The following is a 19,198-nucleotide window of genomic DNA, read 5'->3' on the forward strand; positions in this document are numbered from 1 at the left end:
TTCAGGTCCCCTCCATCATCCGCAACCGGCTGCAACCCGCTGCAATTCAGCCGCGCAAGGGTCCGGCCTACTCATGGTGCCCAAGGAAGCCGGACGGGCCGGCCTCCAGTGAAACAGGAGCAGGACCATGACCAAGTTCGCCACCATCGCTTTCGCCGCGGCCATGGCCGCTGTCACCCTCGGCGCGACCGGCGCCAAGGCCTCCCCCTACGAGCAGGACCACCTGATCCAGGGCATCGCCAACAACCAGATCGAGCAGGCCTTCGGCCACCAGGACCAGGCCGTTCTCGACCGCCGCGTCGCCTATCTCGCCGGCTTCACCCAGTGGTACGACGCGCGCTGCGACTTTCTGGCCATGCCCATCTTCGAGGGTGTCCGCAACGCCGTGACCAACCTGAACAATGCCGGCCACGGCGAGATCACCCAGATCGGCATGCGCGATGCCCGCACCTTCCTCGGCGAGGAGGGCTGCGCCACCCGCACCGCCCAGGCCGCCCGTGCCTCTCTGACGGCCTTCTGGGAAGGAGCGATCCGCCAGCACCAGCGGCCGCAGAACCCCGGCCAGGGCGCTGGCCAGCCGGGTGGCCGCCAGCCGGGCGCTGTCCAGCCGGGCCGCGGCCCGCAGGGCCTGGAGCGTCAGGCCCGCTACTGAGACCTGAGGTCACCATCATGCGAGGGGCGCGGGAGGACCACTCCCGTGCCCTTTCGCTGCTGCCATGCGGGCCACGGCTTTTCTCGGCACGGCGAGCGGGCTAGCGTTCCGCACCCGCCGGGAGTGCAGCGATGGCCGACCCTCACGATCACGACGACCACCACGACCACGACCATCATCACCACGACCATTCCGAACTCGCCGAAATGGACGCGCGCGTGCGCGCGCTCGAGACGATCCTGACCGAAAAGGGCTATGTCGATCCGGCCGCCCTCGACCAGGTGATCGAGACCTACGAGACGCGGGTCGGCCCGCACAATGGCGCCCGCGTCGTGGCAAGGGCCTGGGCCGACCCCGCCTATCGCGAGCGGCTGCAGAAGGATGCTACCGCCGCCATCGCCGAACTCGGCTTCACCGGTCGTCAGGGCGAGCACATGGTGGCGGTGGAGAACACCGCCGACACCCACAACATGGTCGTCTGCACCCTGTGTTCCTGCTATCCGTGGCCGGTGCTCGGCCTGCCGCCGGTCTGGTACAAGTCTGCGCCCTACCGGGCCAAGGCGGTGCGCGACCCGCGCGGCGTGCTGGCCGATTTCGGCGTGACCCTGCCCTCAGACAAGCAGATCAAGGTCTGGGATTCGACCGCCGAGGTCCGCTACCTCGTGCTGCCCGAACGCCCGGCCGGAACCGAGACCTGGGACGAGGAGCGGCTCGCCCGGCTTGTCACCCGGGATTCCATGATCGGCACGGGGCTCGCCCTGCCGGCGGAGGACGCCGCATGAGCCCGAACGGCCAGACCTATGTGACCCATGCCGATCTTGGCGGTCGCACCGGCTTCGGCCCGGTGGTCCCGGAGCAGGACGAGCCGTGGTTCCACGCCGACTGGGAAAAGCGGGCGCTGGCCCTCACCCTCGCCATGGGCGCGACCGGGTCGTGGACCATCGACCAGTCGCGCGCCGCCCGCGAACAGCAGCCGGGCTATCTCGGCATGAGCTACTACAAGGTCTGGACCGGCGGTCTGGAGCGCCTTCTCGTCGAGCGGAGCCTGGTGACGGAGGCCGAGCTTGCCGCCGGCCGCGCCCTCGATGCGCCCCTGCCGGTGAAGCGCCGGCTGGCCGCGGCGGACGTTGCGGCAACGCTTGCCCGCGGCGGACCAACGGAGCGCCACAGCGACGTGCCCGCCCGCTTCGCGGTCGGCGACCGCGTGACGACGCGGGATGTCCCGCATCCGGTCGGCCATACCCGCCTGCCGCGCTACGTCCAGGGCCGGACCGGCACCGTGACCCACCTTCACGGCATCCACGTCTTTGCCGATGCCAGCGCCGCAGGCGCCGGCGAGGCGCCCGAATGGCTCTACACGGTGCGCTTTGCCAGCACCGACCTGTTCCGCCCGGACGCCGACCCGACCGCTTCGGTCTCGGTCGATGCCTGGGACAGCTATCTGGAGCCGGCCGCATGACGGCTTCCCCTGGGCCCGATCTCGCGGCCCTGCCCCACATTCCCTGCGATGCCGGCGGCCCCGTGTTTCGCGAGCCCTGGGAGGCGCATGCCTTCGCTCTGGCCGTGACACTGCACGGCAAGGGCCTGTTCATCTGGCCGGAATGGGCCGAGACGCTGTCCGCCGAGATCCGGTCGGCGCAGGCAGCCGGCGACCCCGATGCGGGCGACACCTATTACCAGCACTGGCTGAAGGCGCTTGAACGGCTGGTGGTGGCCAAGGGGGTCACCGATGCCGCCGCCATCGAGGCGGCGACCGCGGCCTGGCACGCCGCCGCCGAGGCAACCCCGCACGGCGAGCCGATCGTGCTCGGCCGCATGGACTAGGCCACCGGCGCGCGCCCGCGGCGGATTGACGCAGGCTCGGGGCTGTGGCGAATCTGCCAGCGGCACCGACCCGATTCAACCTGATCCGCCCCTCATGACCCGGCGCCTGCGGATCGATCACGAGACATGCACCGCCATGCGCGCGCTTCTCTTCGCGGCCTTCGCCGCGCTCTCCCTCATGACCGCTGCCGAAGCCCAGGCCCAGTCCCAGCAGGACTTCCAGTTGGTCAACCGAACCGGCTACACGATCGAGGAGGTCTATGTCAGCGCGGCCTCGCAGGACTCATGGGGCGACGACCTCATGGGCGACAACAGCCTCGAGGAGGGCCAGGTCCTCAATGTCCGCTTTCCCGGCGGATCCAATGAATGCGCGTTCGACATCAAGGTCGTCTATGACGACCGGGAGACCGCAGAGTTCCGCGGCGTGAACCTGTGCCAGGTGTCGCGCGTGACGATCTTCTACAACCGTTCGGCCGGCACGACGCGCTTCACCACCGAGTGAGGTGCGGGGGCGGGTCTCAGGCCCGCCCCCTCCCGGCCTATTTCACCGAGGAGAAGGCCGTCGGGGCCAGGAACGAACTCGCCACATTGGCGATGATCGGCCCGTCCTTCTCGCTGTCGTTGCGGGCGGCGATCCAGTCCGGGTCGGCCATGAAGGTTGCCCATTTCTTCTCGCGCTCGGCCATGCTCTCCCATGCCAGCATGTAGGTCAGGTCGTTGTTGGACGGGCCGATGGCCGTGGTCCAGAAGCCGGCCTGCCGGATGCCGTGGCGCTCCCACAGCGCCAGCGTGTGGTCGTTGAAGCGCGTCAGCAGCTTCGGCAGGCGGCCGGGCAGGCAATTGTAGATGCGCAGTTCGTAGATCATCAGCCGACGGTCTCCTTGCCGAGTTCCTCGCAGACCATGCGGGCCCCGGCCGAGAGCGCCGCGAGCTTCGCATAGGCAATGTCACGCCCCATCGGGGCCATGCCGCAATTGGTGCAGGGATAGAGCTTCTCCGGCGCGACGAATTTCAGCGCCTCGCGGATGGTGGCGGCCACCTGCTCGGGGCTTTCCACCGAGTCGGACGCCACATCGATGCAGCCGACCAGCACGTCCTTGCCGTCGAGCAGGCGGATCAGGTCGATCGGCACCTTCGAATTGGCACATTCGAGGCTGACCTGGTCGATCTTCGAGGCGGCGATCACCGGGAAGGTCTCCTCGTACTGCCGCCACTGGCCGCCGAGCGTCGCCTTCCAGTCGATATTGGCCTTGATGCCGTAGCCGTAGCAGATGTGGACGGCGGTGGTGCATGTCAGGCCCTCGGCGGCGCGCTCCAGCGTCGCCATGCCCCATTCGCGCACCTGCGGCATGTAGACGTTGAAGGCCGGCTCGTCGAACTGCACGACATCGACGCCGACGGCCTCCAGTTCGCGCGCCTCCTCGTTCAGCACCGCCGCGAAGGCCATGGCAAGGTCCTCACGCCGGCCGTAATGCTCGTCGGCGATCGTGTCGACAATGGTCATCGGCCCCGGCAGGGTGAATTTCAGCTTGCGGCCGGTATGGGCGCGCGCCGCCCTCGCCTCCCGGTCGTGGACCGGCCCCTTGCGACGGATCGGCCCGGTGACGGTCGGCACCTCCGCGTCATAGCGGTTGTTGCGGATGCCCATGATCGTCTTCTTGTCGAAGTCGATGCCGTCGAGATTGGCGAGGAAGCCGTGGACGAAATGGACGCGCGCCTGCTCGCCGTCGCCGACAATGTCGATGCCAGCATCCTCCTGAAGCTTGACCGCAAGAACCGTCGCATCGAGCTTGGCCTCGTCGAGACGTGCGCCCTCGATCTGCCAGGGCGCCCAGAGCCGCCCCGGCTCGGCCAGCCATGACGGCTTCGGCAGCGAACCGGCAATCGTGGTCTTCAGCATAAAGTCTCTCCCGGAGGCCGTTGCAATGGCAGCCACCGCCTCGTGGCGGGCGATTGGCCGGGATCATGGCGCGCCCGGGCGGGAAAGGCGAGTGGCCACAGGCGAGGCCAGCCCTGCCCGGCCTTCAGCAACGAACGAAGCGCCCGTTATCCTCCACGGCGACCTGTCCCGCAGCGATGAGCTCGTCGAGATGCCGGCGGATCGTCAGCGCCTCGACATCGTCGACCCAGGGCTCGGCATGGTCCGGCGGATAGAGCAGGCGGGTGGCGACCAGATCGCCGAGCGAGCGGGGGCCCTCGCCCAGCATGGCAAGCAGCCGGTCCGATCGCTCGTCAAGCTTCGCCGCATAGGCGGCAAGGTCGGCGAGCAGCTTCGTCCGGTCGGTATAGACCCCGCGATGGTGGAAGGTGACCCAGACGCTGGCGGGAATGTCGGCCACCCGCGCCAGCGTGCGGCGGAAGTCGGCAAGGCTCGACGAGGCATCGCCGTAATAGGGCCCGAAGCCGCCCAGATCGATGTCGCCGAGGCAGGCAATGCCCTCCGGCTCGATCAGCAGCACCGAATGTCCCGCGGTGTGCCCGGGCATGTGGATGGCCGTGACACGCGTGCCGCCGAGGTCCCAGACGGCTCCGTCGGCATAGGGGATGGCGTCCGGGCGCGGGGCATAGAAGAAATCGCGGCGGAACTTGTCCAGCATGGCCGGCAGGCGATCCTCGCGCGTGCCATAGGCGGCGGCGAGGCCCTCCCAGCTGCGCGCTGCGGCCAGATCGGCCTCCGGTACATGGACCGCTGCGCCGGGCAGGCGGTGCAGGCCGGCCATATGGTCCTCATGGACATGGCCGAGAATGGCCAGGTCCGCCGTGTCGAAGTCCGCGCCGATGCGGTTGGCGGAAATCGGCGTGTCGAACACCGCCCGCGTGTCGGCGCCCGTGACAATCACCTGATTGCCGTCGGGATATTTGCCGTTCTTGTCGCCAAGGAAGACCGAGACACGGCCGAAATCGAGGCGCGAGGCCGAAGAACTGGTCATGTCGCGCCTTCCACTTCTGCGATCACTGCTCCCGAGTCGATACCGGCCGGTCCAGGGGCGGACAAGCCGGACCAATGGCCGGCAGCCGTCATGCCTGCCCTGCGGGCTCATCGCCCATGGGCGGTTTGCCCTGCCCGATCCGGAAGGCCCGTCCCGTCAGGCGTCCACCGTCGCGCTCAGCGCATTCTCCTGGATGAACTCGCGCCGCGGCTCCACCACGTCGCCCATCAGCTTGACGAAGATGTCGTCGGCCTCGTCGACCTCCTTGATCTTCACCTGCAGCAGCGAGCGGGCATTGCGGTCGAGGGTCGTCTCCCAGAGCTGCTCGGCATTCATCTCGCCGAGGCCCTTGTAGCGCTGCAGCTTGATGCCGCTGGCGCCCGCTTCCTTGACCGTCTCGAACAGCGCGACCGGGCCGGGGACCGGGGTCTCGCCGCTCTTGCGCCGGAAGATGGCCGGCTTGTCATAGACCACCCCGAGGCGGGCGGAATGCTCGTCCAGCTTGCGCGCCTCCAGCGAGGCAAGCAGCGCCCCATCCAGCACCGAGACTTCCTTCACGCCGCGCACGGTGCGCGAGAACAGGTAGCGCTCGCCATCGAACGTGCCCTCCCAGCCGCGCTCGATCTCGTCGGAAATGGCATCCAGACGGCGCGCGATAAGGACCGCCAGTTCCTGCGCCCGCTCCGGATCCTTCGCAAGCTCGGCATTCAGCGCGCCGGCAATGGCCGCCTGCTCGACCACAACCCGGTTGTAACGGGAATGGACGGCATTGATCAGGTTCTTCACCTGCCGCGCCTCCTCGACGATGGCCGCCAGATCCTGGCCGGCACAGATCTCGCCCGTGCCGAGCACGAGCAGGCTGTCGTCCAGCCCGCCACTGATCAGGTAATCGTCCAGCGCGCGGTCGTTCTTGATGTAGGTCTCGCTCTTGCCGCGGCTCACCTTGTAGAGCGGCGGCTGGGCGATGAAGATATGGCCGCGCTCGATGATCTCCGGCATCTGCCGGAAGAAGAAGGTCAGCAGCAGCGTCCGGATGTGCGAGCCGTCGACGTCGGCATCGGTCATCAGGATGATCTTGTGATAGCGCAGCTTGTCGATGTTGAACTCGTCGCGGCCGATGCCGGTGCCGAGCGCCATGATCAGCGTGCCGATCATCTCGGACGACAGCATCTTGTCGAAGCGGGCGCGCTCGACGTTGAGGATCTTGCCCCGAAGCGGCAGCACGGCCTGGAAGGCGCGGTCGCGGCCCTGCTTGGCCGAGCCGCCGGCCGAGTCACCCTCGACGATGAACAGTTCGGACTTGGCCGGGTCGCGCTCCTGGCAGTCGGCAAGCTTGCCGGGCAGCGAGGCGACATCCAGCGCGGTCTTGCGGCGGGTCAGTTCGCGCGCCTTGCGGGCCGCCTCGCGGGCGGCGGCGGCTTCCGCCACCTTCTGCACGATGGCCTTCGCCTCGGCCGGATGCTCCTCGAACCAGGTGCCGAGGCCCTCGTTGATGATGCTCTCGACCACGGGCCGGACCTCCGAGGAGACCAGCTTGTCCTTGGTCTGGGAGGAGAATTTCGGGTCCGGCACCTTGACCGAGACGACCGCGGTGAGGCCTTCCCGGCAATCGTCGCCGGTCAGGTCGACCTTTTCCTTCTTCGTCACGCCGGACTTGTCCGCATAGCCGGTGACCTGCCGGGTCAGCGCGCCGCGGAAACCGGCCAGATGCGTGCCGCCGTCGCGCTGCGGGATGTTGTTGGTGAAGCAGAGCACGTTCTCGTGGTAGCTGTCGTTCCACCACAGGGCGACTTCCACGGTGATGCCGTCCCGCTCCGCCTTGAGCATGATCGGCGAGGGCACGAGCGCTGTCTTGTTGCGGTCGAGATAGCGCACGAAGGCCTCGACACCGCCCTCATAATACAGCTCGACGCGCTTTTCCTCGGCGTGACGCGCATCGGTCAGCAGGATGCGCACGCCGGAATTGAGGAAGGCGAGTTCGCGCAGCCGGTGCTCCAGCGTCGGGAAATCGAACTCCACCATGGTGAAGGTCTCGGTCGCGGGCAGGAACGAGACCTCCGTGCCGCGACGCCCCCCGGCATCGCCGACGACCGCAAGCGGCGCCACCGGGTCGCCATGGCGGAACTCCATCGCATGGTGCTTGCCGCCGCGCCAGATCGACAGCTTCAGCCAGGATGACAGGGCATTGACCACCGATACGCCGACACCGTGCAGGCCGCCCGAAACCTTGTAGGAGTTCTGGTCGAACTTACCCCCGGCATGCAGCTGGGTCATGATGACCTCGGCCGCCGAAACACCCTCGCTCGGGTGCAGGTCGGTGGGGATGCCACGGCCATTGTCGGTCACCGTCACCGAGCCGTCGGCATTGAGCGTCGCGGTCACCTCGGTCGCATGACCTGCCAGCGCCTCGTCGATGGCATTGTCCACAACCTCGTAGACCATGTGGTGCAGGCCGGACCCGTCGTCGGTGTCGCCGATATACATGCCGGGGCGCTTGCGGACGGCGTCGAGGCCCTTGAGGACCTTGATGCTGTCGGCGCCATATTCAGCCTCGGGGGCATCCTTGCGGGCGGGTTCGGCCATGAGCCTGCGTCTCTCCATCGGGCAAAGCCCTGCCGGCCGGGCGACCCGGCACAGCGTGCGATTCGATCCGGCAGCATAGCTGGAACGGGGCTGGGTGTCTCACGCGCGCACGTACGCGGACGCGCGGCGAACCCGTCTCCAGATAGTCACGAACGCGTCGGAAGGGAAGTGGCCTGCCTGTCGCGGCGGCGCTGGCAGCGGTTGTCCGGCACCATCGGCGAGGCCTGCAGGCGGCAAGGCATCCCGCATGGCGCAGGACTTGCCTAGCGATGGGCGCGGCCTTCGGCCTGTCCCGCTATCGAACACCGACGAGGAGGATGCGATCATCGCGAACCGGCCTGACCATCCAGCGGCAACGCACCAGACCGGCAAGGCGTCATCCCATGGGCCGCCCCTGCAGCGGCTCGCCTCGATCCAGTCCCTCCGTGCCGCCGCGGCCCTGTCCGTCGTCGCCTATCACGTGGCGGGAGAGCCGCTTGTCATCGGCGCGGCAGGCGTGGACGTGTTCTTCGTCATCAGCGGCTTCGTCATCGGCCTCATCACCGTCGCCAAGCCTCCCGCACCGGTTGCCTTCGCCTATGACCGGGCGACGCGGGTCCTGCCGCTCTACTGGTTCTTCACGGCCCTGCTGGTGGCCACCAAGCTGCTGGCACCCGATCTCCTGCCCAATATCCCCCGCGACGCCGGCTGGTTCGCGCAGTCGTTCCTGCTCATTCCAGCTGCCATTCCGGGGTCGACGACCGCTTTTCCCGTCCTCCATCAGGGATGGACGCTGTGGTACGAGGCGCTCTTCTACGCTCTTGCGGTGGCTGCCATCGTCCTCGCCCCGCGCAGGCAGGCGATGGCGCTGACGGCCATGATCCTCGCGCTGGTCGCGGCCGGCATGGCCCTGAGCCCCGAGGGCGCGATTGCCGCAACCTACACCAGCCCGCTTCTCGTCGAGTTCCTCGCCGGCTACTGGTTCGCCATCTGGCGCGCCAGGGGCGGACGCCCCGGCACGGGGCTGGCCGTCAACCTGATCGCGGGTGCCGTGATGGGACTGACGCTCGCGGCCGTCCATGCCGGGTCACCCGAGGGCTGGCTGCGGCTGATGGTCTGGGGCGTGCCGGCCATCGCGCTGGTCATCGGCGCCGTCGCCCTTGAGGACAGCGGGCAGTTCGCCGAGCGGCGCCTGCTGAACCATCTTGGCGATGCGTCCTATGCCATTTACCTGAGCCACGGCATTGCCATCTCCGTCCTAACGCTGGTCTTGAGGCGGCTGGACACCCCCCTGGAGAGTGCCATCGACCAGCCGATGCTCGGGATTCTGGTCGTGGTTCTCTCCGTGCTGGCCGGTCTTGCCGTCCACGCCCTGATCGAGCGCCCGATGATGGACGGCTTCAGGCGCCTGCGCTCGCGGCTGTTTGTCCCTCCCGTGCGGGCGCGGGCGGCTGTGCCGTACCGACGGCCCGTGCGGCAGACCTGACCCGGTCGTCCGCGCCGGACGGCTGGCGGTTTGGGACACCCGGCTGACCCATCGCAGGCCAATGGCCCGCCGCCATATCTTCGCTATGTGCCCCTGTGGGCGAAAGAGGCTGCAGCCGGGCCGAATGTCCACACATTGACGGTCCCTTCGTGGTGGACCATCAGGGCAAACGCCCGCGTCCGGCTGACAATGATCGCGTCATCGAAGCCGCCCTCGGCATTCGCTCGCAGATGCGGGACCGCTGCGGCGATTGCTGCCGCGTCGACCGAGACCGCAACATCGTGCTGGCCAAGGCCGCTCATCATGTCGACCCAGCCGGACAGTTCATGCAGCGCGACCATATTGGCGAGCACCGCAGCAAGATCGCTGTCCGGGCCGTCGCGAAAGGCTCGCTGGTCGGCATAGGGACCATGCAGCGGCAGGTTCGCATGGATCCACGACCTCAGTTCCGTCTCGACGTCGTCGTTCCAGTGAATGGCAAACCGGTCTGCGACGCCCGCGACCAACGGACCGAGCGAAGCGATTTGGTGGGCTGTGGCGGCCCGCTTCCGCCGCTGTGCGTTCGCGGCGAGCCGCGCCTGGAGCTTCAAGCCATCACCCATCGGGGTCTCCCCTGGCGCTGATCCTTTCGCGCAACGTCGCGAAGATCAACCGAGGCGCCATCTTTGGACCTATAATTCAAACCAGATTCACGAGATTCGCTGGCTGCCAGCCCAATGGAGAAAGCCATCATGACGCTGTTGACGCGCCGCACCGCTCTTGTCGGTGCCGCCACCCTTGCCGCCCCCGGCCTGCTCATCGGGGAAGCAGAGGCCCAGTCGACCTTCGCCGGCTTCGTCGCAACCCTCTGGCCGGCGGCCTCCTCGGCCGGCGTGTCGCGGGCCGTGTTCGACAGGGCCTTTGCGGGCATCTCGCCCAATCCGCGGGTCATCGAACTGTCGCTGCGCCAGCCCGAGTTCCGGCGCACGCTTGGGGATTATGTCGATGTGCGCGCCTCCAACAAGCGCGTCACCAACGGCCGGGCAAGCTTCGCCCAGCACAGGGCAATCTTCGCCGCCGCCGAGCGCCGTTTCGGCGTACCCGGCCAGGTGATCTGCTCGATCTGGGGCAACGAGACCTCCTACGGCACGTCACGCGGCGACCACTACGTGATCCAGGCCATGGCCACGCTCGCCCATGCCGGCCGGCGCGCCGACTTCTTCCGGCGCGAACTGATCGCCGCCCTGCGCATCCTGCAGTCCGGCGACACGACGCCGCAGAACATGATCGGGTCCTGGGCCGGCGCCATGGGCCACGTCCAGTTCATGCCGACCAGCTTCCACGCCTTTGCGGTCGACTTCACCGGCGACGGCAAGCGGGATATCTGGACCTCCATTCCGGACGCCATGGGCTCGGCCGCCAATTACCTGCGCCGCAACGGCTGGGGGCCGGGCCTGCCCTGGGGCTTCGAGGTCCATGCCCCCCGCCTGCCCGGCAACCGCGCCCAGCGGCGCTCGTTCGACGCATGGTCCGCTGCCGGCGTGCGCCGGATCGGCGCGGGCAGCCTTGCCGGAACCGGCCAGGCCAGCCTGTGGAAACCAGCGGGCGAGACCGGCCCACACCTGCTGGTCACCAACAATTTCAACGTCATCAAGCGCTACAACAATGCTGATTCCTATGCCCTGGCGGTCGGCCACCTGTCGGACCGGATCGCCGGCGCGGAACGGTTCTCGAAGCCCTGGCCGCCCGGCGAGGGCGGGCTCACCCATGCCGACCGCGAGGAAATCCAGCGGCGGCTGAACGCGCTCGGCTTCGATCTCGGCGACGTCGACGGCATTCTGGGCGAAAAGTCGCGGGCCGCCATCAGCACCATGCAGGGCCGCTTCGGAATGCCGGCCAACGGCAATGCCGACCAGGCGTTCCTCGCGCGGCTGCGGCGCGGCTGATCAGCGCGCCTGCGCCGGGTTGAGCCTCTTTAAGTCTTCGTTCACCATGGCCGGTGTTCCACTTGGCATTCGACGAGCCCGCAAGGACCGGAGGCCCGGCATGGATCGAAGCGGACAGGGTCGCGCGGCGCTGGCGACCACCCTCGCAGGGGCGCTCGCGCTGGCCGGATCATGGCTGGTGGCGGCTCCCGCACAGGCCCAGGACGGCTTTGCCGCCTGCATTGGCGGCCTGACGGGCGAAGCCGTGCAGCGCGGCGTGCGCGCGGACATCGTCCGGCAGGCTACCGCCGGGCTGACGCCCAATACCGGCCTCCTGCGCCTGCTCGACCAGCAGCCCGAATTTTCCCGCCAGCCGTGGGAGTACATCAACAGCGCGGTGACCGCCTCGCGCGTCGCCGAGGGGCGGCGCATGTTGCAGACCCACCGCGCCGCCTTCGATCGTGCCGAACGGGAAACCGGGGTCGACCGCCACGTCATCGCGGCCATCTGGGGCATGGAGACCAGCTATGGCCGGGCCAAGGGCACGTCCAGCGTCATCCGCTCCACTGCGACGCTCGCCTGCTACGGCCGGCGGCAGGACTTTTTCCGTGGCGAGTTCATCGCCGCACTGCAGGTCGTCGGGGCAGGCCATGTGGCGCCCGACCGCTTCGTCGGTTCCTGGGCCGGCGCCTTCGGCCACACCCAGTTCATGCCCTCCACCTTCCTGCGCGCCGCGCGTTCGGGGTCGGGCGGCCCGCGCATCGACCTGATGAACTCGGCCGCCGATGCCATCATGTCGACCGGCAACCTGCTGCGCCTCGAGGGCTGGCGGGCCGGCGAGGGCTGGGGCTACGAGGTGACGACACCGCAGGGCTTCGACTTCCGGCTGGCCGGCCGCGACCGGCCGCTGACGATCGCCGACTGGCAGCGCCGCGGCATCGCAAGGATCGGTGGCAGGCCGTTCCCTCGCACCAGCGACCAGGCCTTCCTGCACCTGCCTGCGGGAGCCCGCGGGCCAGCCTTCCTGATGCTTCCGAACTTCCGGACCATCATGAAGTACAACAACTCCGAAAACTACGCGATGGCAGTCGGCCATCTCGCCGACCGGCTGCGCGGCTTCGGCGCCTTCACCCGGCCCTGGCCGACATCGGAGCGCGCCCTGTCGAGGGACGAGCGGTTCGAACTGCAGCGCCGGCTCCAGCAGGTCGGTTTCTATTCGGGAACGGTGGACGGCAAGCTCGGCGCGGGCACGCGCGAGGCGCTCCAGCGGTTCCAGGCCAGCGCCGGCCTTGCCGCCGACGGCTTCGCCACCTCCGCGGTTCTGAGGCGGCTGCGCGGCGGCGGCTGACGCGGACGGTGATCCATCGGGCAGGCCGTGCTAGAAGCGTCGGGGCGTCCCGGGGGCCGGGAGCGCGCGGGGCCTGATCCGGATCGATGCGACTGAAGCCGTTCCTGTCCATGTCATGTCTGCTGCTGGCCGTGCTCATCCTGGCCGGGATGGTCGGCACGGGCGGCGAGAGCCGCGCGCAGGGCGCCTATACGGACGACCGCTTTCCGCATCTGTTCGCGCCCCGCGACCAGCGGCCGCGCATCATCTCCATCCCCCAGCGCACCCGCCCGGCAGCTCGCGCTCCGGCGGCCGCCGAACCCGTTCGCCCGACCCGCAGAGAGCCACCGGCGGCCACGAGTGCGACCGCCGACGCCGAGGTGCCGCGCCCCCCGCCCACCACCTTCGTCCTTGTCCTCGGCGACAATCTCGCAGAATGGCTGGCCCACGGCATCGAGGAGGCCTTCGAGGACGTCCCGGAACTCGGCGTGAAGGACCGCACCCGGCTCGGCTCGGGCCTCGCCCGGCCCGACACCTATGACTGGCCGGCCGAGATCCGGCGAATCCTGTCCGAAGACCGGCAGGTGAGCTTCATCGTGATGATGGTCGGTGCCCATGACCGGCATCCCATCCGCAATGGCGAGGAGGTGGCCGAGTTCGGCTCGGATCGCTGGCGCGAGCTCTACGGGCAGCGCGTCGAGGCCGCCATGCAGGCCATGAAGGCGCGCGGCGTCCCGGTCTATTGGGTCGGCAGCCCGCCCCTGCGTGGCCAGCGCATCTCGGCGGACATGGTCCGTCTCAACGAGATCTACAAGGAACGCGCGCAGAAGCTCTCCATCCCCTTCATCGATGTGTGGAACGGCTTCGTCGACGAGCGCGGCAATTACACGCAGTTCGGCCCCGACTTTGCCGGCCAGACGCGGCGGTTGCGGACCTCCGACGGGGTTCACTTCACGGCACCCGGCGCGCGCAAGCTGGCGCTGTTCCTCGAACAGGAATTGCGCCGCGACCTCGTCGGCCGGATCGAGCCCGCCTCCCCCGCCGATCCGGCCCCGGGCCTGCCGGTGCCCGAGGCCGCCGTGCCCGGCCTGCTTCCCCAAGGCATCGCGCCGGTGGCGCCGCGCCCGCTCGCAGGACCGGTCCTGCCGCTCGCCGGCAATCCCTCGATCCCCCGCCCGGAGGACCGGGCCGTCCCCGACGGAGCCCAGGCTCCGCCGCCGGGCCGGCTCGCGGGCGACTCGGCCGCGCCGGTCCGCTCGGGCCTTGCCGAAACGGTGCTGGTCCGTGGCGCCCCGCCGCCGGTGGTCCCCGGCCGGGCCGACGATTTCCGCTGGCCGCGCGCTTCCGCCACAGCGACGCCCGCCGGTTCCACCGGGGAGACGGCGCGAAATCCGCCCTGACCGGCACGAGCGGGCCGGGACCGCCCGCCGCAACTTCGTTTCGTTTCGCGCGCCGGTCCTTTAGGATTGCGGCTGGCTGATCGGGCCGGCGGCAATAAACTTCGCCTGCGATTGAAACCGCGGCCGATTGGCGCTTGTGTCGCTGTTTGAAATCTGTCAAATAACGGCTTCAGAAAGGTCAGCATAGCTGCCCTATCAAGCAAGACCTCCGGGAGGAGGCGTCGGAGGGCCGACAGGCCCTGAACTTGCATGCCGGCCGGTATCGGGCTTAACCCCATGCCGCAGCCGGCTTGATGCGTCACGAAAGGTGGCACCCAACCGCAACCGCAAGGTTGCAGAAGCGAGGTCGAGATGAGCACGCAGCGGATTGATGCGGCGACGGCAAAGGGGTTCGGGGCGCAGGCGAACAGCGCCACGAAAGCCAATCTGCCCGCCCGCGTCAAAAACCGCACGCGCGCCGTGATCGACCCTGGTCTGCCTGCCGCGCAGGGCCTCTACGACCCGCGGTTCGAGAAGGATTCCTGCGGCGTCGGCTTCATCGCCGACATGAAGGGCCGCAAATCCCACAAGATCGTCCAGGACGCGATCCAGATCCTCCTGAACCTCGAGCATCGCGGCGCGGTCGGCGCGGACCCGCGGGCCGGTGACGGCGCCGGCATGCTCGTCCAGATGCCAGATGCCTTCTTCCGCAAGGAGGCCGCGGCGCTTGGCTTCGAACTGCCCGAGCCTGGCCATTACGCGGTCGGCTATTTCTTCTTCCCGCCCGACCCGGAAGGTCAGGCCATCGTTCGCGAGACCATCGAGAAGGTGGTGGCCGACGAGGGCCAGTCCCTGCTCGGCTGGCGCGACGTGCCGACGGACAACGCGTCCCTCGGCGAGAGCGTCAAGCCGACCGAGCCGCTGCACCGGCAGATCTTCGTCGCCCGCGGCCCCGATGTCGCTTCCGAGGACGAGTTCGAGCGGCGCCTGTTCGTGCTCCGCAAGGTGATCTCCAACCTTGTCTATGACCGCAACGACCCGCGCACCCGGGGCTATTACCCCGTCTCGCTGTCGTGCCGGACCATCGTCTACAAGGGCATGTTCCTCGCCGACCAGCTCGGCGCCTACTATCCGGACCTCCACGACCCGACCTTCGAGAGCGCGCTGGCCCTCGTTCACCAGCGCTTCTCGACCAACACCTTTCCCGCCTGGTCGCTGGCCCATCCCTACCGGATGGTGGCTCATAACGGCGAGATCAACACGCTGCGCGGCAACGTCAACTGGATGGCCGCGCGCCAGGCGAGCGTCGACAGCGAGTTGTTCGGCAACGACATCTCCAAGCTCTGGCCGATCTCCTACGAGGGCCAGTCGGACACGGCCTGCTTCGACAACGCGCTCGAGTTCCTCGTCCAGGGCGGCTATTCGCTGGCCCATGCGGTGATGATGCTCGTGCCCGAAGCCTGGGCCGGCAACAAGCTGATGGATGAGCAGCGCCGCGCCTTCTACGAGTATCACGCCGCCATCATGGAGCCGTGGGACGGCCCGGCCTCCATCGCCTTCACCGACGGCCGGCAGATCGGCGCCACCCTCGACCGCAACGGCCTGAGGCCGGCGCGCTGGTTCGTCACCAAGGACGACCGCATCATCATGGCCTCGGAAATGGGCGTCCTGCCGGTTCCCGAGGACCAGATCGTCAAGAAGTGGCGCCTGCAGCCCGGCAAGATGCTGCTGGTCGACCTCGCCGAGGGCCGCATCATCTCGGACAGCGAGATCAAGGCTCAGCTGTCCGCCTCGCAGCCCTATCGCGAATGGCTGGACCGTTCGCAGCTGATCCTGGAAGACCTGCCGCCGGTCGAGCCGCGCGCCTCCCGCACCGATGTGCCTCTGCTCGATAAGCAGCAGGCCTTCGGCTACACGCAGGAGGACACCAAGATCCTGATGTCCCCCATGGCCATGACCGGCCAGGAGGCGGTCGGCTCCATGGGCACCGACACGCCGATCTCGGCGCTCTCGTCGAAGTCCAAGCTGCTCTACACCTACTTCAAGCAGAACTTCGCCCAGGTGACGAACCCGCCGATCGATCCGATCCGCGAGGAACTCGTCATGAGCCTCGTCTCGTTCATCGGGCCCCGGCCGAACCTGTTCGACATCGACGGCAATGCCCGGCGCAAGCGGCTGGAGGTGCGCCAGCCGATCCTCACGAACGAGGATCTGGAGAAGATCCGCTGCATCGGCCATCGCGAGGATTCGTTCGACACCAAGACCCTCGACATCACCTATCCCGCCTCCAAGGGCGCGGCCGGCATGGCCGAGGCGCTGCAGCTTCTCTGCGACCGTGCGGAAGCCGCCGTCCATGGCCGCTACAACATCATCATCCTGTCCGACCGCATGGTCGGTCCGGACCGCATCCCGATCCCCGCCCTGCTCGCGGTGGCGGCCGTCCACCATCACCTCATCCGCAAGGGCCTGAGGACGGCGGCCGGCCTGGTCATCGAGACCGGCGAGGCCCGCGAGGTCCATCACTTCTGCTGCCTGGCCGGCTACGGCGCCGAGGCGATCAACCCCTACCTCGCCTTCGAGACCATGGAGGAGATCCACGACAAGGGCGAACTGCCGCCCGAGGTGGATGCCGACGAAGTGGTCAAGCGCTACATCAAGTCCGTCGGCAAGGGCATCCTCAAGGTGATGTCCAAGATGGGCATCTCCACCTACCAGTCCTATTGCGGCGCCCAGATCTTCGACGCGGTCGGCCTGTGTGACGATTTCGTCGCCAAATACTTCACCGGCACCGCCACGCGCATCGGCGGCGTCGGCCTCGCCGAGGTCGCCGAGGAGACGGTGCAGCGTCACACGCTGGCCTTCTCGGACGACCCGACGCTGCGCACCAACCTGGACGTGGGCGGGGAATATGCCTACCGCATCCGCGGCGAGGACCATGTCTGGTCGCCCGACACGGTGGCGGCGCTCCAGCATGCGGTGCGCGGCAACAGCCTGGACCGCTACCGCGAGTTCTCGCGGCTGATCAACGACCAGGCCAGCCGCCTGCAGACCATCCGCGGCCTGTTCCGCATCAGGACCGCCGAAGAGACCGGCCGCATGCCGGTCCCGCTCGACGAGGTGGAACCGGCAGCCTCCATCGTGAAGCGCTTCGCGACCGGCGCGATGAGCTATGGCTCGATCTCGCGCGAGGCGCATACCAACCTGGCGCTCGCCATGAACGCCATCGGCGGCAAGTCCAACACCGGCGAGGGTGGCGAGGAGCCGGAGCGCTTCCAGCCGCTTCCCGATGGCCGCTCCATGCGCTCGGCCATCAAGCAGGTGGCGTCCGGCCGGTTCGGCGTGACGACCGAGTATCTGGTCAATTCCGACATGATCCAGATCAAGATGGCGCAGGGTGCCAAGCCCGGCGAGGGCGGCCAGCTGCCTGGCCACAAGGTCGATGCGGTCATCGCCAAGGTGCGCCATTCGACCCCCGGCGTCGGCCTGATCTCGCCGCCGCCGCACCACGACATCTATTCCATCGAGGATCTGGCGCAGCTCATCTACGACCTCAAGAACGTCAACCCGCGGGCCGACATCTCGGTCAAGCTGGTCTCCGAGGTGGGCGTCGGCACGGTTGCGGCAGGTGTCGCCAAGGCGCGCGCCGACCATGTCACGATCTCCGGCTTCGAGGGTGGCACGGGCGCCTCGCCGCTGACCTCCATCAAACATGCCGGCTCGCCCTGGGAGATCGGCCTTGCCGAGACCCAGCAGACCCTCGTGCTGAACCGCCTGCGCTCGCGCATCTCGGTTCAGGTCGATGGTGGACTGCGCACCGGCCGCGATGTGGTCGTCGGGGCCCTGCTGGGCGCCGACGAGTTCGGCTTCGCCACGGCGCCGCTGATCGCGTCGGGCTGCATCATGATGCGCAAGTGCCACCTCAACACCTGTCCGGTCGGCGTTGCCACCCAGGACCCGGTGCTGCGCAAGCGCTTCAAGGGCCAGCCCGAGCACGTCATCAACTACTTCTTCTTCGTCGCCGAAGAGGTGCGCGAGTTGATGGCCGCCATGGGCTACCGCACCTTCGACGAGATGGTCGGCCAGATGCAGATGCTCGACCGCCGCGAGGCGGTGGAGCACTGGAAGGCCTGCGGGCTCGACTTCTCGCGCCTGTTCCACAAGCCGGACGTGCCGGCCGAGGTCGGCATCCGCCGGTCCGAGGACCAGAGCCACCACCTCGAGGCCGTGCTTGACCGTCGTCTGATCGAGGCGGCAAAGGACGCCTTCGAGACCGGCACGCCGGTGAAGATCGACATGCCCATCGCCAGCGTGAACCGCGCCACGGGCGCCATGCTGTCGGGCGCGCTGATCGAGCGCCTCGGCCATGCCGGCCTGCCCGACGACACGATCCACGTGAAGCTGAAGGGCACGGCCGGGCAGAGCTTCGGCGCCTGGCTTGCGCGCGGCGTGACGATGGAACTTGAAGGCGAGGCCAACGACTATGTCGGCAAGGGCCTGTCGGGCGGACGGATCATCGTCTATCCGGCGGCCGAGGCCACCAGCCTCGACGTCGAGAACTCGATCATCGTCGGCAACACCGTGCTTTACGGGGCCGTCGAGGGCGAATGCTACTTCCGCGGCATCGCCGGCGAGCGCTTCGCCGTCCGCAACTCGGGCGCCATCGCGGTGGTCGAGGGCACGGGCGACCACGGCTGCGAGTACATGACCGGCGGAATCGTCGTCGTGCTCGGCCAGACCGGCCGGAACTTCGCGGCCGGCATGTCCGGCGGCATCGCCTATGTGCTGGACGAGGAGGGCGATTTCGCCCGCCGCTGCAACCTCGCCATGGTCGAGCTGGAGCCGGTACCCGAGGAGGACGACCTGCTCTCGCGCCACTATCACCAGACCGGCGGGCTCGACAGCCACGGCCGCGTGGACGTGATGAGCGACATGAGCCGGTTCGACGCCGAGCGTCTGCACCAGCTCATCGCCAACCATGCCCGCTATACGGGCTCGCGCCGGGCGCAGGACATCCTCGACCGCTGGTCGGACATGCTGCCCAAGTTCCGCAAGGTCATGCCGGTCGAGTACCGCCGCGCCCTGCAGGAAATGGAACAGGCCCAGCAGCGCCCGTTCGCGCTGGCAGGAGAGTAAA

Annotated in this window: 15 protein-coding genes; 10 read left to right on the forward strand and 5 right to left on the reverse strand. The window is 68.3% G+C overall.

Annotated elements, in window-relative coordinates:
- Window positions 1-127 precede the first annotated feature (127 nt).
- From ACTIFS_RS13495 to ACTIFS_RS13515, 5 genes are all read left to right on the forward strand, one after another.
- Entirely contained in the window at window positions 128-652 is a 525-nt protein-coding gene (locus ACTIFS_RS13495) for a hypothetical protein (protein WP_439574631.1), read from the forward strand.
- A gap of 131 nt (window positions 653-783) precedes the next feature.
- The gene (gene nthA / locus ACTIFS_RS13500; protein WP_439574632.1) at window positions 784-1,434 is read left to right on the forward strand and encodes a nitrile hydratase subunit alpha; all 651 of its coding nucleotides are present in this window, start codon (window positions 784-786) and stop codon (window positions 1,432-1,434) included.
- Window positions 1,431-2,111 (forward strand): nitrile hydratase subunit beta, encoded by a 681-nt coding sequence (gene nthB, locus ACTIFS_RS13505; protein ID WP_439574633.1) that lies wholly within the window; start codon window positions 1,431-1,433, stop codon window positions 2,109-2,111. The genes nthA and nthB overlap by 4 nt, the downstream gene beginning before the upstream one ends.
- Window positions 2,108-2,476 (forward strand): nitrile hydratase accessory protein, encoded by a 369-nt coding sequence (locus ACTIFS_RS13510; RefSeq protein WP_439574634.1) that lies wholly within the window; start codon window positions 2,108-2,110, stop codon window positions 2,474-2,476. Before nthB ends, ACTIFS_RS13510 begins: the two co-directional genes overlap by 4 nt.
- A gap of 94 nt (window positions 2,477-2,570) precedes the next feature.
- On the forward strand, window positions 2,571-2,978 hold the full coding sequence (locus tag ACTIFS_RS13515; RefSeq protein WP_439574635.1) for a hypothetical protein: 408 nt from the start codon (window positions 2,571-2,573) through the stop codon (window positions 2,976-2,978).
- A 37-nt stretch (window positions 2,979-3,015) separates the two neighbouring features.
- Here the strand turns inward: ACTIFS_RS13515 and ACTIFS_RS13520 are convergent, their stop codons facing one another.
- The 4 genes from ACTIFS_RS13520 to gyrB form a co-directional block, all read right to left on the reverse strand.
- Window positions 3,016-3,342: an NIPSNAP family protein gene (locus tag ACTIFS_RS13520; protein ID WP_439574636.1), complete on the reverse strand. Its 327-nt coding sequence runs from the start codon at window positions 3,340-3,342 to the stop codon at window positions 3,016-3,018.
- Window positions 3,342-4,376, reverse strand: a complete 1,035-nt coding sequence (locus tag ACTIFS_RS13525; protein ID WP_439574637.1) for a methionine synthase — start codon at window positions 4,374-4,376, stop codon at window positions 3,342-3,344. Before ACTIFS_RS13525 ends, ACTIFS_RS13520 begins: the two co-directional genes overlap by 1 nt.
- A 124-nt stretch (window positions 4,377-4,500) precedes the next feature.
- Window positions 4,501-5,406 (reverse strand): MBL fold metallo-hydrolase, encoded by a 906-nt coding sequence (locus ACTIFS_RS13530; protein WP_439574638.1) that lies wholly within the window; start codon window positions 5,404-5,406, stop codon window positions 4,501-4,503.
- Between the two features lie 156 nt (window positions 5,407-5,562).
- Complete coding sequence (gyrB, locus tag ACTIFS_RS13535) at window positions 5,563-7,989, reverse strand: DNA topoisomerase (ATP-hydrolyzing) subunit B (protein ID WP_439574639.1); 2,427 nt, start codon at window positions 7,987-7,989, stop codon at window positions 5,563-5,565.
- A gap of 247 nt (window positions 7,990-8,236) precedes the next feature.
- Between gyrB and ACTIFS_RS13540 the strand changes: the two genes are divergently transcribed.
- The gene (locus ACTIFS_RS13540; protein WP_439574640.1) at window positions 8,237-9,454 is read left to right on the forward strand and encodes an acyltransferase family protein; all 1,218 of its coding nucleotides are present in this window, start codon (window positions 8,237-8,239) and stop codon (window positions 9,452-9,454) included.
- Window positions 9,455-9,537: 83 nt separating this feature from the next.
- Here the strand turns inward: ACTIFS_RS13540 and ACTIFS_RS13545 are convergent, their stop codons facing one another.
- Window positions 9,538-10,044, reverse strand: coding sequence for a hypothetical protein (locus ACTIFS_RS13545; protein ID WP_439574641.1), 507 nt, complete (start codon window positions 10,042-10,044; stop codon window positions 9,538-9,540).
- A gap of 141 nt (window positions 10,045-10,185) precedes the next feature.
- On the opposite strand from ACTIFS_RS13545, the gene ACTIFS_RS13550 reads away from it, so the two are divergent.
- The 4 genes from ACTIFS_RS13550 to gltB all read left to right on the forward strand — a co-directional run bounded on the left by ACTIFS_RS13550 (window position 10,186) and on the right by gltB (window position 19,197).
- Window positions 10,186-11,379, forward strand: a complete 1,194-nt coding sequence (locus tag ACTIFS_RS13550) for a lytic murein transglycosylase (RefSeq protein ID WP_439574642.1) — start codon at window positions 10,186-10,188, stop codon at window positions 11,377-11,379.
- A gap of 100 nt (window positions 11,380-11,479) precedes the next feature.
- Complete coding sequence (locus ACTIFS_RS13555) at window positions 11,480-12,706, forward strand: lytic murein transglycosylase (protein ID WP_439574643.1); 1,227 nt, start codon at window positions 11,480-11,482, stop codon at window positions 12,704-12,706.
- Between the two features lie 86 nt (window positions 12,707-12,792).
- Window positions 12,793-14,085 carry an SGNH/GDSL hydrolase family protein gene (locus tag ACTIFS_RS13560; protein WP_439574644.1) on the forward strand — a complete coding sequence of 431 codons (1,293 nt, stop codon included), beginning with the start codon at window positions 12,793-12,795 and terminating at the stop codon, window positions 14,083-14,085.
- A gap of 351 nt (window positions 14,086-14,436) precedes the next feature.
- Window positions 14,437-19,197, forward strand: coding sequence for a glutamate synthase large subunit (gltB, locus tag ACTIFS_RS13565; RefSeq protein WP_439574645.1), 4,761 nt, complete (start codon window positions 14,437-14,439; stop codon window positions 19,195-19,197).
- Window position 19,198: the final 1 nt, after the last annotated feature.

This window comes from Phreatobacter sp. (assembly GCF_051860605.1).
Classification (GTDB): domain Bacteria; phylum Pseudomonadota; class Alphaproteobacteria; order Rhizobiales; family Phreatobacteraceae; genus Phreatobacter.

Excerpts from the sequence above, each read along its gene's own strand:
- ACTIFS_RS13495 (WP_439574631.1), top strand. The coding sequence starts at position 128 with ATGACCAAGTTCGCCACCATCGCTTTCGCCGCGGCCATGGCCGCTGTC.
- nthA (WP_439574632.1), top strand. The coding sequence starts at position 784 with ATGGCCGACCCTCACGATCACGACGACCACCACGACCACGACCATCAT.
- nthB (WP_439574633.1), top strand. The coding sequence starts at position 1,431 with ATGAGCCCGAACGGCCAGACCTATGTGACCCATGCCGATCTTGGCGGT.
- ACTIFS_RS13510 (WP_439574634.1), top strand. The coding sequence starts at position 2,108 with ATGACGGCTTCCCCTGGGCCCGATCTCGCGGCCCTGCCCCACATTCCC.
- ACTIFS_RS13515 (WP_439574635.1), top strand. The coding sequence starts at position 2,571 with ATGACCCGGCGCCTGCGGATCGATCACGAGACATGCACCGCCATGCGC.
- ACTIFS_RS13520 (WP_439574636.1), bottom strand. The coding sequence starts at position 3,342 with ATGATCTACGAACTGCGCATCTACAATTGCCTGCCCGGCCGCCTGCCG.
- ACTIFS_RS13525 (WP_439574637.1), bottom strand. The coding sequence starts at position 4,376 with ATGCTGAAGACCACGATTGCCGGTTCGCTGCCGAAGCCGTCATGGCTG.
- ACTIFS_RS13530 (WP_439574638.1), bottom strand. The coding sequence starts at position 5,406 with ATGACCAGTTCTTCGGCCTCGCGCCTCGATTTCGGCCGTGTCTCGGTC.
- gyrB (WP_439574639.1), bottom strand. The coding sequence starts at position 7,989 with ATGGCCGAACCCGCCCGCAAGGATGCCCCCGAGGCTGAATATGGCGCC.
- ACTIFS_RS13540 (WP_439574640.1), top strand. The coding sequence starts at position 8,237 with ATGGCGCAGGACTTGCCTAGCGATGGGCGCGGCCTTCGGCCTGTCCCG.
- ACTIFS_RS13550 (WP_439574642.1), top strand. The coding sequence starts at position 10,186 with ATGACGCTGTTGACGCGCCGCACCGCTCTTGTCGGTGCCGCCACCCTT.
- ACTIFS_RS13555 (WP_439574643.1), top strand. The coding sequence starts at position 11,480 with ATGGATCGAAGCGGACAGGGTCGCGCGGCGCTGGCGACCACCCTCGCA.
- ACTIFS_RS13560 (WP_439574644.1), top strand. The coding sequence starts at position 12,793 with ATGCGACTGAAGCCGTTCCTGTCCATGTCATGTCTGCTGCTGGCCGTG.
- gltB (WP_439574645.1), top strand. The coding sequence starts at position 14,437 with ATGAGCACGCAGCGGATTGATGCGGCGACGGCAAAGGGGTTCGGGGCG.